At 49.3% G+C, this 14,885-nt stretch carries 10 protein-coding genes; 7 read left to right on the top strand and 3 right to left on the bottom strand.

What is annotated here, in order from left to right:
* Positions 1-25: 25 nt before the first annotated feature.
* The 3 genes from GUA87_RS03605 to GUA87_RS03595 form a co-directional block, all read right to left on the bottom strand.
* Positions 26-2,254 (bottom strand): NosR/NirI family protein, encoded by a 2,229-nt coding sequence (locus tag GUA87_RS03605; protein ID WP_193715142.1) that lies wholly within the window; start codon positions 2,252-2,254, stop codon positions 26-28.
* Between the two features lie 145 nt (positions 2,255-2,399).
* Complete coding sequence (locus GUA87_RS03600; protein ID WP_193715141.1) at positions 2,400-2,954, bottom strand: STM3941 family protein; 555 nt, start codon at positions 2,952-2,954, stop codon at positions 2,400-2,402.
* Between the two features lie 38 nt (positions 2,955-2,992).
* Positions 2,993-3,565, bottom strand: coding sequence for an STM3941 family protein (locus GUA87_RS03595; protein ID WP_193715140.1), 573 nt, complete (start codon positions 3,563-3,565; stop codon positions 2,993-2,995).
* A 506-nt stretch (positions 3,566-4,071) separates the two neighbouring features.
* On the opposite strand from GUA87_RS03595, the gene GUA87_RS03590 reads away from it, so the two are divergent.
* From GUA87_RS03590 to GUA87_RS03560, 7 genes are all read left to right on the top strand, one after another.
* Positions 4,072-6,108 (top strand): multiheme c-type cytochrome, encoded by a 2,037-nt coding sequence (locus GUA87_RS03590; protein WP_193715139.1) that lies wholly within the window; start codon positions 4,072-4,074, stop codon positions 6,106-6,108.
* Positions 6,109-6,149: 41 nt separating this feature from the next.
* A complete protein-coding gene (locus GUA87_RS03585; protein ID WP_193715138.1) occupies positions 6,150-7,565 on the top strand; it encodes a hypothetical protein in 1,416 nt (471 codons plus the stop codon).
* A gap of 32 nt (positions 7,566-7,597) precedes the next feature.
* Positions 7,598-8,869: a 2Fe-2S iron-sulfur cluster-binding protein gene (locus GUA87_RS03580; RefSeq protein WP_193715137.1), complete on the top strand. Its 1,272-nt coding sequence runs from the start codon at positions 7,598-7,600 to the stop codon at positions 8,867-8,869.
* A 65-nt stretch (positions 8,870-8,934) separates the two neighbouring features.
* The gene (locus GUA87_RS03575) at positions 8,935-9,990 is read left to right on the top strand and encodes a cytochrome c family protein (protein WP_227711668.1); all 1,056 of its coding nucleotides are present in this window, start codon (positions 8,935-8,937) and stop codon (positions 9,988-9,990) included.
* 38 nt (positions 9,991-10,028) lie between these two features.
* Complete coding sequence (locus GUA87_RS03570; RefSeq protein ID WP_193715136.1) at positions 10,029-11,747, top strand: cyclic nucleotide-binding domain-containing protein; 1,719 nt, start codon at positions 10,029-10,031, stop codon at positions 11,745-11,747.
* Positions 11,744-12,562, top strand: a complete 819-nt coding sequence (locus GUA87_RS03565) for a hypothetical protein (protein WP_193715135.1) — start codon at positions 11,744-11,746, stop codon at positions 12,560-12,562. Before GUA87_RS03570 ends, GUA87_RS03565 begins: the two co-directional genes overlap by 4 nt.
* Positions 12,563-14,875, top strand: coding sequence for a cytochrome c3 family protein (locus tag GUA87_RS03560; protein ID WP_193715134.1), 2,313 nt, complete (start codon positions 12,563-12,565; stop codon positions 14,873-14,875). It begins immediately after the preceding gene.
* Positions 14,876-14,885 lie beyond the last annotated feature (10 nt).

Here is a 14,885-nt window from a genome sequence, read left to right as displayed (position 1 = left end):
CAGTTTCAAACATCGTTTTGAGAACTTATTCATAAGGTCGTGGCTGATTGAGGCGCCGCGGCCTTCTATATTGCGCATCGTTGTCCGCAACATCTTTTTTGGCCTTTGGGTCGGATTTCCGAGCCTTGGCTAATGCGTGTATGACGACAGGGCAGGCGTCCTGATCGTAGTAGAGTTGTTGGCAGTTCAGGCAGTGCAGGCATTCATTTGGATTTATGTTGCCTTGCGGATCAATCGCTTGAACCATGCAGTCCTGTGCACATTTCTGGCAGGGGTCCCCACAGTTGCGATAGCGTTTGAGCCAGTTGAACATGGCCAGTTTGCCGGGGATCGCTAGTGCCGCACCAAGGGGGCAGAGGTACCGGCAGTAAAATCTTTCGATAAAGAGGCCTGCTGCCAGAAGTGAGAACACAAACATCAGATATGGCCATCCGCGCATGAAGCGAAGCACTATGGATGTGCGGAAAGGTTCTATCTCTGACAGAGTTTCAGCAAGGTGCAGGGAATAGACGGAGATACCAAGAAGGGCCAGAAAGATGATGTATTTGATGGGCCATAGCCGTTCATGCAACCACCAGGGAACGGTGATCTGTTTAACACCTGCGAAGCGGGCCAGTTTGTTGGTCAGTTCCTGCAGAGCGCCAAAGGGGCAAAGCCAGCCGCAAAAAGCACCGCGACCCCAGAAAAGAAGCGAGACTGCAACAGAACACCATAGGATGAAGATCAAAGGCTCCATCAGGAAAAACTGCCATTGGAAATCAGTCAATAGTGCATTGGCAAAGACGAACACATTAACCACGGACAGTTGGGCCTGTGCATAGAAGCCAATCCAGAACAGAGTAAACAGCAGGAAGAAAATTCGAATTCTGTCGGTTAGAACGCTGTGTTTGACCACCTGATTTTGCACAAAGAACAGAATTGTCAGCAGAGCAATTGCGCCAACCAGGATGCCAATTTCAGGCAATTTTTGCATCCAGATGCGCTGCCAAAGGGCATTCGCGGCGGCAATCTCTTCACTGCTGCGTGTGTTTGCAACGGCAACAGGAGGGGCCGCAGGGGCTTCAACTTTTACATACTGATCAGGCAGTTGATAGGATAGGTCATAAGTAATGAAGACCTTTTCAAGGGCGCCAATAGCCCTTTGAACCAGAAGTTGTAGCTGCCAAGGTTCGGCAGGGTTGAAAATAATGTCAGGGGAGGCGTAGAAAAGCCCAACTTCCTTCAATTCTGGTGCGTTTTCAGCTTCAACCCGGCCTAGATTTTTGTAAAGACGGTCTTTAAAGCGAATGGCTTCGCCATCCTGAACAATATGAAAACGGTCAAAAATACCACCGCGTACATATCCGGAGCCGCGGAAGGAATAGCGGCCCGTTCCCATAACGAGAAACGCGTTCTGTCCCGGTTTCAGTTTTTTCAGGTAGTTTTTATATTCGTTTTCACCAAGAAGACTGCGCGCTACTTCAGGGACCGCCAGTGAGGCGACATATAAGTCGATGTAAACGTCCTGATGGTTACCGCGTTCACGCCTTCTGATGGCTTTGGGATTGCCCTGCTCTTCAAAGCCGGCATTTACGTCCTTGACATTCAGAAGAAGTCTGCGAACGGATCCATTTCCAATCATGGTATCCCAGTCCAGAATCTCCTTATCTGCTGGGATAAGTGTTCTTTTGGCTTTTAAGGATTGGTCTTCATTGGAAAGGCCGCCGATCTCAAGTGCTTTTGCCACGCGAACAGCCGCCCGTTTGATACTGTCATCGATGACCATGATGGTCACGGTTGCACCTGAGACGATATCAACAGGCGGCGGCTCCCCCCCTTTTTCGCGGGCGACGGTCAAGATATCTGTGCCAACATACCCGTCAATAAAGTCGATGATTTTCTGTTCTGGAATACCCGAGAGGATAATAGGTTCTGTATGATGAACCAGCTTCGCCCCGACGATTTTGCCGGTAGGATCCATCACAACCAGGACAACAATAGGTTTGCCTGAATATCCGATCGCCCCGACGAAATCAGTGTTTAAGAATGCATAGCCAACGGTTTCGCCGCCATTTTTGGCCGCGTAGATAGGCAGGCCACCAACAGCCTCTTCCCATTTTTTTGCGTCCGGGAAGTAATCGCCAACAGCAGATGTTTTAAGGGCAGTTTTGATACTCGGGGTCGCGGCGCTTTCAGCCGGTAACGCCAGCGCCATCATTAGGGAAAAGAACGCCCAAATCAGGGGGAGTTGTACATATTTACCAAAGCTGCTCATCGCTATGCCCTACTTACCCATCGGTTATGACTTGTGAGTATGAAGCTGGCCAAATCGGATAAACCGGTGGCTAGTCTCTTTGGGCTATCAATGTATGGATTTCAAAAATCCGTTATTTGCGATTTCGCAAACTCAGCGCAGATTCTTATTTGGGCTGAGTGTCGGTTTCTCTGTTTTGCTGCTTATAGGCGTCAAAATACTTGTTGAACAAGTCATACAGCTCTTGGTTTGAAAGTGTCGTGGCATTGGCGGAGAAAACTGGGTGATCGTAACCAACCATACTATTGGCGCTGCTCAGAAACTTATCAAAACTGCTTGCTGATTGGTTTAATTTGTGAGGATCTTTAACCTCAACAATGATTATCTTATTTCCGCGTAGTTTGCTGAGGATGATTTCATTGACCTCTGACCAAGGAATGAATAGCTCACTTTTTCTCGTTCCCTGATCCAGTAAACCAGCTGAGTTCAATATAAAAAATGGGCGATTATTCAGCACGTGTCTGAAGGCAATGATGGCACAGTAACCAAAGAAGACAATTCCAAACGGCGCAACAATAGTGGCAAAAGCTCCTTTGCGCGGTAACTCCTCTTCAGTGAACAGAAAAGAAAGTACCCATAAGCAGACCAAAACAAATCCTATGGAACCGATCAATAAAAGCAGAGACTTGATCTTACTCCGGTAAACCAGTGTTTCTTCCATCAATGATCCCGTGAGTTGTTGGTTGAAGCAAATATTGATTAGCTCCAGACACCCGTGAGTTCCTTTTCGCGTTGCGGAGGAGTTTCTTGTTGTTGGCTGGCGTTAAAATACTGAACCATGAGTTCGTAAAGCTCTTTGTGGGAATAAGTTGTTAAATTGGCCGCGAAGATTAGATGCTTACCTATAAAGGGCTTACCCAGCATATGGAAAAACTTTTGAAGTCCTCTAAGTTTTCGCTGGACCTTTTTAGGGTCTCGAAGTGTGATAGCTATTTTTCTGGAATGCCTAAAACTTTCCAGTTCAATTTTGGTGATCTCGGACCAAGGTAAAAAGAACTCATCAGGAGCAGTTCCTAAATCCAATATCCCTTTGCTCGACAGGATGTAATAGGGATCGTCTCTAAACTGGTCTTTGAGTGCCTTAACTCCCAGATACCCAAATATCAGAATTCCAAAAGGTGCAAAATAAATCACCAGCGCTTTTTTATGCCCGGAATTCAGAAATTCTGGAGCGTTAAACAAAGACCACGCCAATATCAGGATCATAATGAAGCTGGCAAAAAGTAGCAGCTCACCCTTAAACCTGCTTCTGGGTATTTCCGTTTCTTCCATGTAATGTATCTTTGTTTTCTCAACCTAAAAGCGTGGTGTTTAGATAATCATCAATATATGGGAATTGCAATTAATTTTATGCATGTGGGTGAGTCAGTAGACCTTTTCTATTTATGGTGTGTGACTAAATCGTTCAAAGGACTTCGGATTGTGTGGAAATAGTGTTTCGATCAGATAAAAAAAGCATAGTATGCATTATGGAAATTAATACTAATATAATTTCATGCTATTGAAAATAAATGACAATTATAAATTTCAAGTAAATTGTTAGTGCAAAATTAAAATAAAAAATTTTGCAGAACGGCGTGAGGGGATTAACAATAAAGACGTTATGGGAGAGAGGCCTCAGTCGTTTAATTAAATATTGGGTAATTAAGCGGCAGTTCCTCTGATGAATGAGCTATGAGATGGTCGCGATCAATACAATCTTTAGGGGTGTATCGCTAGCGCCATGTTAAGTTCCTTTTGGTGCAGAAGTAATCAAAAGCGAACCAGGGATATTGGGAATGCAAGCGCTAGACTTTGGGAAAGTCGTGGCTGGCCTTGTGGCAACTGTCATGTTGTTAATGGGTCATCTATCCATTTCCACACTAGCTGTCGCCAGTGAGCAGACAGTGGCAAAGCCGGAATTTTTCCGTTTCAGTGACGGTGTTGTTATCGCGGCAAAAGAAGATGAAGACAGTCTTCTGGCAGAAGATGATGATGACGAGGAAGATAGCCTCCTTGCTGATGATGATGACGAAGATAAAGAGGATAGTCTTCTTGCCGATGACGACGATAAGGATGATGACAGCCTTTTGTCGGATGACGATGACGGTGAAGAGAAAGACGAGCGGAAAGCTGAAACTGACGACGGTGATCGTGACGAAGTTGTGGATCGCGCCCTTCTTGAGCATGAAGCCCTGTTTAAAGAAAACCGCTACCCTTCTGCCGCTACCTGTAAAGCCTGTCATCCAAAACAATATAAAGAATGGTCTGTCTCCCAGCATGCCTATGCTCAGCTGAGCCCAATTTTCATGTCCATGCAGCGGACAGTGAACGCGGCGACAAGCTCCACCAATGGCGACTTTTGCATTCGTTGCCATAATCAAGTGGGCATGAATAAAGAAGAAGATATCTTTATTTCGAATCTGGACCGTCACCCCACATCCCGCGAAGGCATCACCTGCGTGGTCTGTCACCGTGTGAGCAAGTCATATGGTAAGGTGAGCGGGCGCGTGGCGCTGGAAGAAGGTGACCTTCTGCAACCGGTGTTCGGCCCTGAAGGAAATGCGGAGCTGGAGCGTGTTCTGGACAACCGCGACCAATATCGTGTTGTGACAGAACCCGAGGAAAGCGGCCGTAAAATCCATACTGAGGCCAAGAAATTCTTTCAACTGACCACACCCGCCTTCTGTGGCACTTGCCATGATGTGAACCTGTTTAACGGGTTCCGTCTTGAAGAGGCGTTCAGTGAATATAAACACTCCCCTGCGGCTTCTGCTGGCACAACTTGTCAGGATTGCCATATGGGCAAAATCCAGGGTGTGAAAAGTGGATATGATCAAGGTCCAGCTGCCCTTGTGGGCGGTGAGCCAACGAAAACACGGAAACTGACGAACCACTATTTCGCGGGGCCTGACTATTCTATTGTTCATCCCGGTATTTTCCCACACAACGCCGAAGCCCAGAAGATGGCAACATTGCGAGATTGGCTGAAATTTGACGTGGATGCCGGTTGGGGTACAGATGAGTTTGAAGATAGCGTTTCAGAGGATGCGGTCTTCCCGGAACGTTGGACATCTGTGGATGACCGATATGATGCGCGTGCCATTATCAATGATCAGCTGGATCTACTGGGATGGGCGGAAGAGAAACGTCTAGAGGTTTTGCGTAATGGATATCAGATCCACGATGTAGCCGTTGAAAAAGCCAGCACGACCGGTGTGAATTTCAAGGTGAAGGTGGCCAACGGCACAGATGGACATAACGTCCCGACAGGCTTTATCGCAGAACGGCTTGTTGCCCTGCAGATAACGGTGAAAGACAGTGACGGTAAGACGGTTTTTGTCTCTGGTGATCGTGATCCAAATGGTGATGTGCGGGACAGCCACTCATTGTATGTGCATAACGGTGAACTCCCGCTAGATCGTCAGCTTTTTAGCCTGCAATCCAAGTTCCTTGTCCGGATGTTGCGCGGTGGTGAAAGAGAACAGGTTTTGCCAATTAACTGGTCTCAGGATCCGCTGCCATTTGTGCGCCCAAGCACACGTTCCACAATCCTGACAGGTCAGCCGGGGGCTGCGCGGACGCACCGGGTTGGTATTGAGCCAAATGGGCACCGCTGGGCAAACTATTCCATTGATGCGGACAAACTGACGGGCCCAGGCAAGTATGAGGTGAACGTCAAGCTTATCTCCCAAATGGTGCCGGTAAATCTGGTCGCTGCGATTTCCGCCGTGGGTTGGGATTACGGTATGAGCACTCGTCAGGTTGCAGACCTTGTGGTGCAGCACGCTTCCATTGTGCAGGAAGAAAACATCGTCATTGATGTGAAGAACTGAGTGATATGGCCGGGATAATTCAAGAGGGGGCAACGGCTACAATGAAAGCGTTGATCAAACACCTGAAAGCGACAACAGCGTCGATCACTCTGAAAGCCATGGGCGTTACTGTGGGGGCGGCGATGATTGCTGCGTCTTTTGCCGCGTCCGATGTGGAGGCCGCAGGGGGAAGCAGCCGTTTGTCCGATGAACCGACACCCTATCTGGATGATGAATTGCCACAGCGCACGCCACCGTTGATTGAGCTTGGCGGTGATTTCCTTGGCAATGGCAATCTGGACGCTGGTTTTGAACTTCCAACAGGCGCGTATTGGCAGCCGCGCCTTTGGGTTTACGGCAGTATGCGTACGGCTTTGCAGACCTTTGATGGGGGGGATGGAGAGAGGGAGACCGAATGGGCCAATCGTTTGGACCTTTTCGCCAACCTTCAACTGACAGGTACAGAACGTCTGCTCATCGGGGTCAGCCCACTTCGGGAATCTGGTCGTTTCTCCGGTTACAGCTTTGAAGGCGCGGATGATAACGAGTGGGATAATGCGCTTAATTTTGATGTAACGACCCTGTTCTTCGAAGGCGACTTTGGCGAAATTTTCCCCAACCTTGATATTAACGATAGCATCGGTTGGGATATCGGGTTTTCAGTGGGACGTCAGTCCGTCTTCTTTCAGGAAGGAATGCTGCTGAACGACACCATTGATGCCATTGGCATCACGCAAAACTCAATTCGTTTTCCGGGCGTGTCCAATTTCCGTATTACCGGCCTTTGGGGATGGAACGAACTTCATCGTGATAACAATCAGGATGATGGATCCGCCAATTTATTTGCGCTTTTGACTGCTATTGATTTGCCACACAACACGATGGACTTCGATCTGGTGTATGTTGATTCTGATGACAGCAGTATGATCGCCGGCGGTATCAGTACCACACAGCGTATTGGGCTGGTCAACACGTCTTTCCGTGTGTTGGGATCTATCGCATTGGATGATGAAAATTCAGATCGTGCGGATGATGGTCTGCTCGTATTTGGTGAAGTTTCCTGGGCGCCATTTGATGGAAGTGATCATGCATATGTAAATGGGTTCTGGGGTATAGATAATTACTCATCCCCGCTTCGTGATCCAACCGCAGGCGGTCCTCTTGGCCGGACAGGGATTACCTTTGCGGCACGTGGTCTTGGTCGTTATGGATCGCCGCTTAGCAACCGTGCAGACAATGCCTTTGGTGGGGCCATCGGGTATCAGATGTTCTTGGGCGGTATTCGCAAACAGCTGACCTTCGAAGCCGGTTTCCGCCATGATCGAGATGACGATATCGGAAATTCTGGTGCGATTGCCGCAAGGTACCAGCAAGCATTTGGGACAAGAACCGTGCTGACGGTGGAAGCGTTTGGCGCGGCGCATGAGCATATGGATGAAGGATCTGGCCTTCGCACCGAGCTGCAGTTCAAGTTCTGATCGGATGCAGGAAAGCGTAAGGGGGAGCTGATATGGACGCATTGTTACAACCGGGAACGGTGCAGGTCATCGGGGCCATTATCATTCTGGGTGCTTTGCTTCAGGTATCTTACCTGTTATTCACCAACTTCAGAAAAGGAAGCGTAAATGCGCGCCTTGATCAACTTGCATTGCGGGAAATGGAAGAGAAGGTCGAGCTTGCCAGCGCAGCGGCGGCGTCTTCGCGCTCACAGGTGTCTCTGACGTGGAACGGCGTTCGGAAGTTTCGTGTTGAAAAGAAAATCCAGGAAGGTGGAGACATCTGTTCTTTCTATCTAGTGCCGCATTCAGGCAGAGGATTGCCTCCGTTCAAGCCGGGTCAGTATCTGACATTTCAGTTGAAAATGGATGGGCAGGATAAACCGCTCACCCGCTGTTATTCCCTGTCAGATTGTTCGGCAAATCCTGATTATTATCGGGTCAGCATCAAGCGGGTCCCGCCGCCGCCAAATCAGCCAGAATTACCGCCGGGGAAAAGCTCCAACTATTTCCATGATCAGGTACAAGAAGGGGATATTCTGGATGTGAAGGCGCCATCCGGGAATTTTTATCTGGATATGACGAAAAATACGCCGGTTGTTCTGATCGGCGGTGGTGTGGGAATTACACCGGTTCTCAGCATGTTAAATGCTATCTGCGACTCCGGTAGCAAACGCGAAGTTTGGTTCTTCTACGGAGTACGTTTTGGCACAGAACATGTGATGAAAGAACATCTGGAGCAGATCGCACAGGAGCATGACAATGTGCATCTGCGTGTCTGTTACAGCGATGCACAAGATACCGATGAACTTGGGAAGGATTATCAGGTTGATGGTTGGGTGAGCGTTGATCTGTTTAAGAAGGAACTACCGTCCAACAACTTTGACTTCCTGATTTGTGGTCCGCCGCCAATGATGAATGCCATTACCGCTGATTTGAAGGCGTGGGGTGTTCCCGAGAAACAAATTCATTTTGAAGCCTTTGGACCGGCCAGCGTGAAAAAGAAGCAGGAGCAAGAAGCGGATGCGAAAACCTATAAGGTAAACTTTGCCAAATCCGGCAAGACGCTGACATGGGATGGCAAAGATGATTCCCTGCTGGAATTTGCAGAAAAGAATGACATTGCAATGGACTGCGGATGCCGGGCCGGAAACTGTGGCACCTGCGTTGCGGCGGTTCTGGAAGGGGATGTTGAATATATGAACGAACCAGGGGCAATGCCTGAGGCGGGATCCTGCCTTACCTGTGTTTCTGTTCCAAAATCTGATCTGACACTGGAAGCGTAAGGGGCAGATCAACACACAATTTGAGCTATCGGGGTTAGCGAATTTATTCGGGAGAGGTAAGAGAGATGAGATTTCAGTTGGCAAAGCACATGACGCGGCTGTCCGAAGTGGTGAAAACACTTGGGGCCGTTGCTGTGGTTGGGCTAGGTATCGGGTTTGTAAGCACGTCCACCGTTCAGGCCGCGACCAGTGACTATCATCTGGACGCATCAAAAGTTATGGGGCCGGATGCTTGTGCGGAATGCCATAAGAGTTCCGCTGAGGCTTGGAAGCCAACTCATCACTCGCGCACCTTCAAGGAATTGCCGCGAAACAAGGATGCCAAAGAGATCGCTGAAAAGATGGGGATCAAGCGCCTTAAGTCTGACAGCCAATGTCTCAACTGTCACTTCACCTCTCAGGAAAAAGAAGGCAAGACAAAACCGATTGCGGGTATCACCTGCGAATCCTGTCACGGTGAAGGTAAAGACTGGATCAAGTTGCACAGTGACTTTGGCGGCAAGGATGTAACCGCGGAGACAGAAACAGCTGAGCATAAAAAAGAACGTTGGGCGAAATCCACTGCGGCTGGCATGATCCGCCCTGCAAATCTTTATGATGTGGCAGCAAACTGTTATAGCTGCCACACGGTTCCTGATGAAAAACTGGTGAATGTGGGCGGTCACCCGGCGGGCAGTAAATTTGAGCTGGTCTCCTGGTCGCAAGGTGAAGTGCGCCACAATGTCTGGTACACCAAGTCCAATGACGAAGCCGGTGCAGAACGCAAACGCATGATGTATGTGGTGGGGCGCCTTCTGGACCTGGAATACTCCCTGCGTGGTGTGGCAAAAGCAACTAAGAAAGCTGACTACGCGGTAAAAATGGCGAAACGCGCAAAAACAGCGCGTAAACGGGTTGAAGCAATTTCCGACAAAATTGACGCGCCTGAGCTTGGTGAGGCAGTTGCCGCAGCAAAAGCTGCAAAATTGAAACTTAATAATGAAGCCAAGTTGACAGAAGCGGCTGACAAGGTTCAGGCAATGGCGAGGAAAGTAGCAGCCAACTATGATGGTTCCACTTTCGGTGCCTTGGATGAGTTCATTCCGGCGGCTGAAAAATACAAAGGTAAAGTGTTCCAGTAATCTGGTCCATTTAACTGTACTTTCCGGGGGAGCCATAAATGGCGGAAGCTGTTAAAATTCAAAGACCACAGAGGTGGGATGCGCCTTTTTCGCCTGATATGACGGCGGAAGATGTAACGCGCATCCTGTCGCTGGAGCCGTTCAGCTCCATGCGGCGAGAGAATTTCCCAGCTTCGGCTTCCCTCGAAGATATCATCCTGAACGATACGCGCCTTTTGAAGCGTCACACGGGAGACATTGTTTTCCGTGCAGGTGACTATGGCAGTTCTGCTTTTCTGGTCATTTCCGGCAAGGTTCATGTGGTGGTGGAACCTGCGTTGCCGGAAAAACTTCTGGGCCGCCGTGAGGTCAAGAAGCGTAGCCTGTGGAGTTCCATTTCCCAGATTTGGACAAATTCGAAGGTGCCGGAAGCGCGTGACCCTGAAAAATTTGGTCTTGTTGATGAAGTGAAGCGCCGTGGTTTCAGGGCAGATACCCGAATTTTCCTGCAAGATGTTCCGGGTATCTTGAATGAACATAACACGGTCGTCATCGGAGAAGGAGAGACCTTCGGTGAAATCGCGGCCCTTGGACGTATCCCAAGGACGGCAACGGTTTTTGTAGAAGGCGATACAGAACTTCTGGAAATTCGCTGGCAAGGATTTCGGGATATCCGGAGCCGTGATGAAGCCTATAAAAAGCATATTGATCAGATCTATCGCGAGCGGGGGCTTGCCAGCCACCTTCAGCAGACCAAAGAACTGCAATGCCTTGATGCCCCAACGCTGGAAGAAGTTGCCAGATGCACTGTTTTTGAAAGTTATGGCAGCTTTGACTGGCATAGCAGTTACCGTGCGATGGCGGGGGAGAGTTTCAATGTTCGCCTTGGAAAAGAGCCGGTTATTGTAAAGGCCGGTGATTATGCAGATCACCTGATCCTGATCCGCGCCGGTTTTTGCCGTGTAACCGAAAATCTGGGAGATGGGGAGCGAACCGTTAATTATCTGGGTAAGGGTGATAGTTTCGGGTTTGAAGAAGTTATTCATAATGCGAAACATGACAAGGATGTGCCCTATCAGCTGAACCTTCGGGCGCTTGGTTATGTGGACGTTTTGGTCGTACCCGCCAGCGCCGTTGAGCAGCATGTCCTTCCGAATTTATCGGAAAGTGAATTGCCGCAACCCCTTGCCGTGGATGAACATCAAAACAGCTTGGCCAATATTGCGCGGCACAGCGGGCTTGAAACTGACTTTATGGAATTTATGGTGGAGAACCGTTTCATCAATGGAACGGCGACCATGGTCATTGATACCAACAAATGTGTCCGCTGCGATGATTGTGTCAGGGCATGTGCTTCCACCCACAACGGCAACCCGCGCTTTCTGCGTCATGGAAAACAGCATGGCAACCATATGATTGCCAATGCCTGTATGCATTGCGTGGATCCAACTTGTCTGATCGGCTGCCCCACAGGGGCTATTCACAGATCTGATCTTGGGGGTCAAGTGGTGATCAATGACAACACCTGTATTGGTTGCGGCACCTGCGCTGCCAGTTGCCCCTATCACAATATCCGTCTTGTCGAAATAAATGATCAGTCAGGCTTGCAGCTTGTGGATGAAGCCTCTCAGCAACCTATTCGTAAAGCCACCAAATGTGATTTATGCATGGATCAGTTGGGCGGTCCTGCCTGTCAGCGAGCGTGTCCTCATGATGCGTTGCACCGGGTCAATATGCGGGATCTTGGTTCCGATCAGGATTGGATGAACCAGTCATGACGATGATCCGGAAATATTGGTGGAAAACCCTCGCGGGTCTGTTGTTACTGGTTGCGGCACAAATTCTGACAAGCAGTGCGAGAATGAGCCTGCATGACCCATCCTTTATCAGCGGGTTCACGCTTTTAGGCTGCGTGTTATTTTTGTGCCTGTTTAATCTTCGGAAAAAACTCCCCATGCTGCCGCTTGGGCGGGTCGCCACCTGGACGCATCTGCATATTCTGATGGGGTGGTTTGTTGTTGGTCTCTTCTTAATTCATATTGGTTTCCAACTGCCAGATGGGGATCTTGAAGTGTTGCTGGCGACACTTTTTGTGTTGGTCGCATTAAGTGGTGTTGTAGGAACGTCAATTTCAAAATCCTACCCACAACGGCTCACGCGCCGTGGTCAGGAAGTCATTCTGGAGCGTATTCCCCAGCTTCGGGCGAAGTTGCAAAAGGAAGCAGATGAACTGGCGCTCGCCTCTGTGGAGATAACTGGAAACCGCACAATCGCTGATTTTTATACCAAACGTATTCAACCTTTTATGATCCGTCCGCGCAATCAGGTGGCATATCTGTTTGGCGCGGCCCGAAGCCCTCATCTTCTAAAAGAGGATATTGACGCAGTATGTCGGTATCTCAATGACGATGGTCAAAAGATCATTGAGGAACTTGCAGAGATTGTGGATCAGAAAGATGCCCTGGATTTCCATCGATCCCTGCAGAGGACCCTGCGTCTTTGGTTGTTTGTTCATATCCCACTGACTTACGGCATGTTGCTTATTGCGTTGGTTCATATGGTTTTGGCACTCGCCTATACAGGAGGATTTTAGATGGCCCGTCCTCCTTTGCAGCGATTTGATGAGAAAAGCAGCGCCTATGAACGCCCAAATGCAAAATGGGTAGAAGATGAAAACTCGATTGGGTGTACGCCACGTAAAAATGGGGACCGCTGGGAATGCACGCGCCCGTTAAATCGTGGCGGAATTTGCGCGCAAGGTCCAAATGCAGATGGCAGTTGTTGCCATGCCTCAAGCGATACAAGTCTCAAGCCAAGTGTTCGCCTCAAGCGCGGGCGGGCTGTGCGTTGGTTTGTTGCAGCAACCATTGGACTGCTGCTTTTCCTGATCGCCAGCCCATACGGGGAGGAATTTATCTCTCCCGGCAAACTGACGGCGCAGCATGCAGAAATTACGGACTGTCAAGGATGTCATAGCGAGCAAGAGACGAAACCCGCAGGCTGGATCCATGCGGCTTTTATGTCTTTTAATGAAATGACGGATAGCAAAAACTGTCTTTCCTGCCATGCCATGGGAGAAAATGCGTTTAAGCCACATAGCCAGCCGGTTGCCAGCATTGCGGAAATGACAGCCCGTCATAAAGCGTCAGGCGCAACATCTGCGACCCCAATGGAGGCATCTTTGGCGCAAAGCCTGTTCGATGTGCGCAGCACGAATGACGGGGATATTACCTGCCGCACCTGCCATATTGAACATCAGGGCCGTAAATTTGACCTGACGGATATTCAAGAAGGCTGTCAGTCCTGCCATGTGAATAAGTTCAATAGTCTGTCTGATGGACATCCTGAATTTACAAGCTACCCGTTTGAACGGCGGAGCCGGATCATTTTCGATCACGTCTCCCATGCGGGTAAACATTTTCTGGATAAATCCGGGGAGCTTCTCCCCAATGCACCAAAAGAATGTAGTTCCTGCCATGAAACAGATGCGGGCGGGGAGACCATGCTGGTCAAATCCTTTGGTCAGACTTGCAACTCATGCCATTCGGATCAGGTGCGCGGGGAGGCAAGGTCAACAGGTAAAGGCATGAAGATTTTATCTTTGCCGGGCCTTGATATTGCAACCTTGCAGGATCGCGAGATTGCAATCGGGTATTGGCCAGAAGATGCAGACGGAAACATTACCAATTTCACCAAGCTTCTATTGTCCCATGATCAGAAATTTAACGACGCCTTGATCGCGGTTGATGGGCTTGAACTGTACGATCTTGAAGAAGCAACGGATAAGCAGCTGGAAGCTGTTAAAACCATCGTTTGGAGCCTGAAAGGTCTGATGGCCAAGCTGGTTCAGGATGGTGTGATGGGCTTTAAAGACCAGTTGCAGCTTGCCTCTGGTCGGGACATTTCTGTACGCGAGTTGGCCCGCTTAAGCGGAACCATGCCTGCCGATGCGGTGCGGACCGCGCAAGCAAGGTGGTTCCCGGGCCTGATGAAGGAAATAGCCCTCTATAACGCGGGCGAAGATGTTCCCTTCCCGGAAGAGGAACCTGAAGAAGAGGCCACCGCCAAGGAAGAAGACGACAAGAGCGACGAGGAAGAGAGCTCTGGCAGTATACTTGGGGATGATGACGACGAAGAAATCGACACCGACGATGATGAGGAGATTGATACCTCCGATGATGGGGAAATTGATACCGGTGACGAAGACGAAGAAATTGCCACTGATGATGAAGATGAGATCGACACGAATGATGACGATAATGCCATTGGTGACGATGACGATGAAGAAATCGCAACGGATGATGATGAAGATGGTGGAGAAAAAGCAGCTGACGAGGAAGTTGCAGTGGTTCACATGTCATCCGATGAATGGATGGCCGCAGGTGGATGGTTCCAGCAGGACTTCTCTTTGGAATATCGTTCCACCGGGCATCGGGATGCTTTCTTGAAAAGCTGGATCAATCTGTCGGCGAATTTGAAAGGTAAACCGGAAGCAACTGCTTTGTTTGATCAACTGACCAATCCGCTATCCATGGGACAGTGCGCGAAATGCCATAGCGTGGAAGAAACCGCGGAGGGCAGCGCGAAAATCAACTGGGATCCGTTCTCCCGATCCAAGGATGCGGCGCCGTTCACACGCTTTGCCCATGATCCGCATTTCAGTGTGATCAGTGAAGAGGGCTGCGCTGATTGTCATGTCATGGACAAGGAAGCAGCATATCTTAAAAGTTATGAAAACAGGGACCCGCACGAATTTGTAGGGACTTTCAAACCTATCAATCGGGAAACATGCGCAAGCTGTCATATGGATGAACGGGCGCCTGAAGAATGCACCACGTGCCACAATTATCATGTCGGTGAGTTCGAAACCTTGATGGCACCAACCAAAATGTCCATGCCCAAGTAAGAGATATCAC

The sequence above is a fragment of the Sneathiella sp. P13V-1 genome (assembly GCF_015143595.1).
Taxonomy (GTDB): Bacteria; Pseudomonadota; Alphaproteobacteria; order Sneathiellales; family Sneathiellaceae; genus Sneathiella.
Note: the sequence above shows the minus strand (reverse complement) of the source record. Positions and strands in the feature narration are given on the sequence as shown.

Bases quoted from the DNA above. Each gene is read 5' to 3' on its own strand.
- GUA87_RS03605 (WP_193715142.1), bottom strand. From the start codon at position 2,254: ATGAGCAGCTTTGGTAAATATGTACAACTCCCCCTGATTTGGGCGTTC.
- GUA87_RS03570 (WP_193715136.1), top strand. From the start codon at position 10,029: ATGGCGGAAGCTGTTAAAATTCAAAGACCACAGAGGTGGGATGCGCCT.
- GUA87_RS03590 (WP_193715139.1), top strand. From the start codon at position 4,072: ATGCAAGCGCTAGACTTTGGGAAAGTCGTGGCTGGCCTTGTGGCAACT.
- GUA87_RS03600 (WP_193715141.1), bottom strand. From the start codon at position 2,954: ATGGAAGAAACACTGGTTTACCGGAGTAAGATCAAGTCTCTGCTTTTA.
- GUA87_RS03580 (WP_193715137.1), top strand. From the start codon at position 7,598: ATGGACGCATTGTTACAACCGGGAACGGTGCAGGTCATCGGGGCCATT.
- GUA87_RS03595 (WP_193715140.1), bottom strand. From the start codon at position 3,565: ATGGAAGAAACGGAAATACCCAGAAGCAGGTTTAAGGGTGAGCTGCTA.
- GUA87_RS03575 (WP_227711668.1), top strand. From the start codon at position 8,935: ATGAGATTTCAGTTGGCAAAGCACATGACGCGGCTGTCCGAAGTGGTG.
- GUA87_RS03585 (WP_193715138.1), top strand. From the start codon at position 6,150: ATGAAAGCGTTGATCAAACACCTGAAAGCGACAACAGCGTCGATCACT.
- GUA87_RS03560 (WP_193715134.1), top strand. From the start codon at position 12,563: ATGGCCCGTCCTCCTTTGCAGCGATTTGATGAGAAAAGCAGCGCCTAT.
- GUA87_RS03565 (WP_193715135.1), top strand. From the start codon at position 11,744: ATGACGATGATCCGGAAATATTGGTGGAAAACCCTCGCGGGTCTGTTG.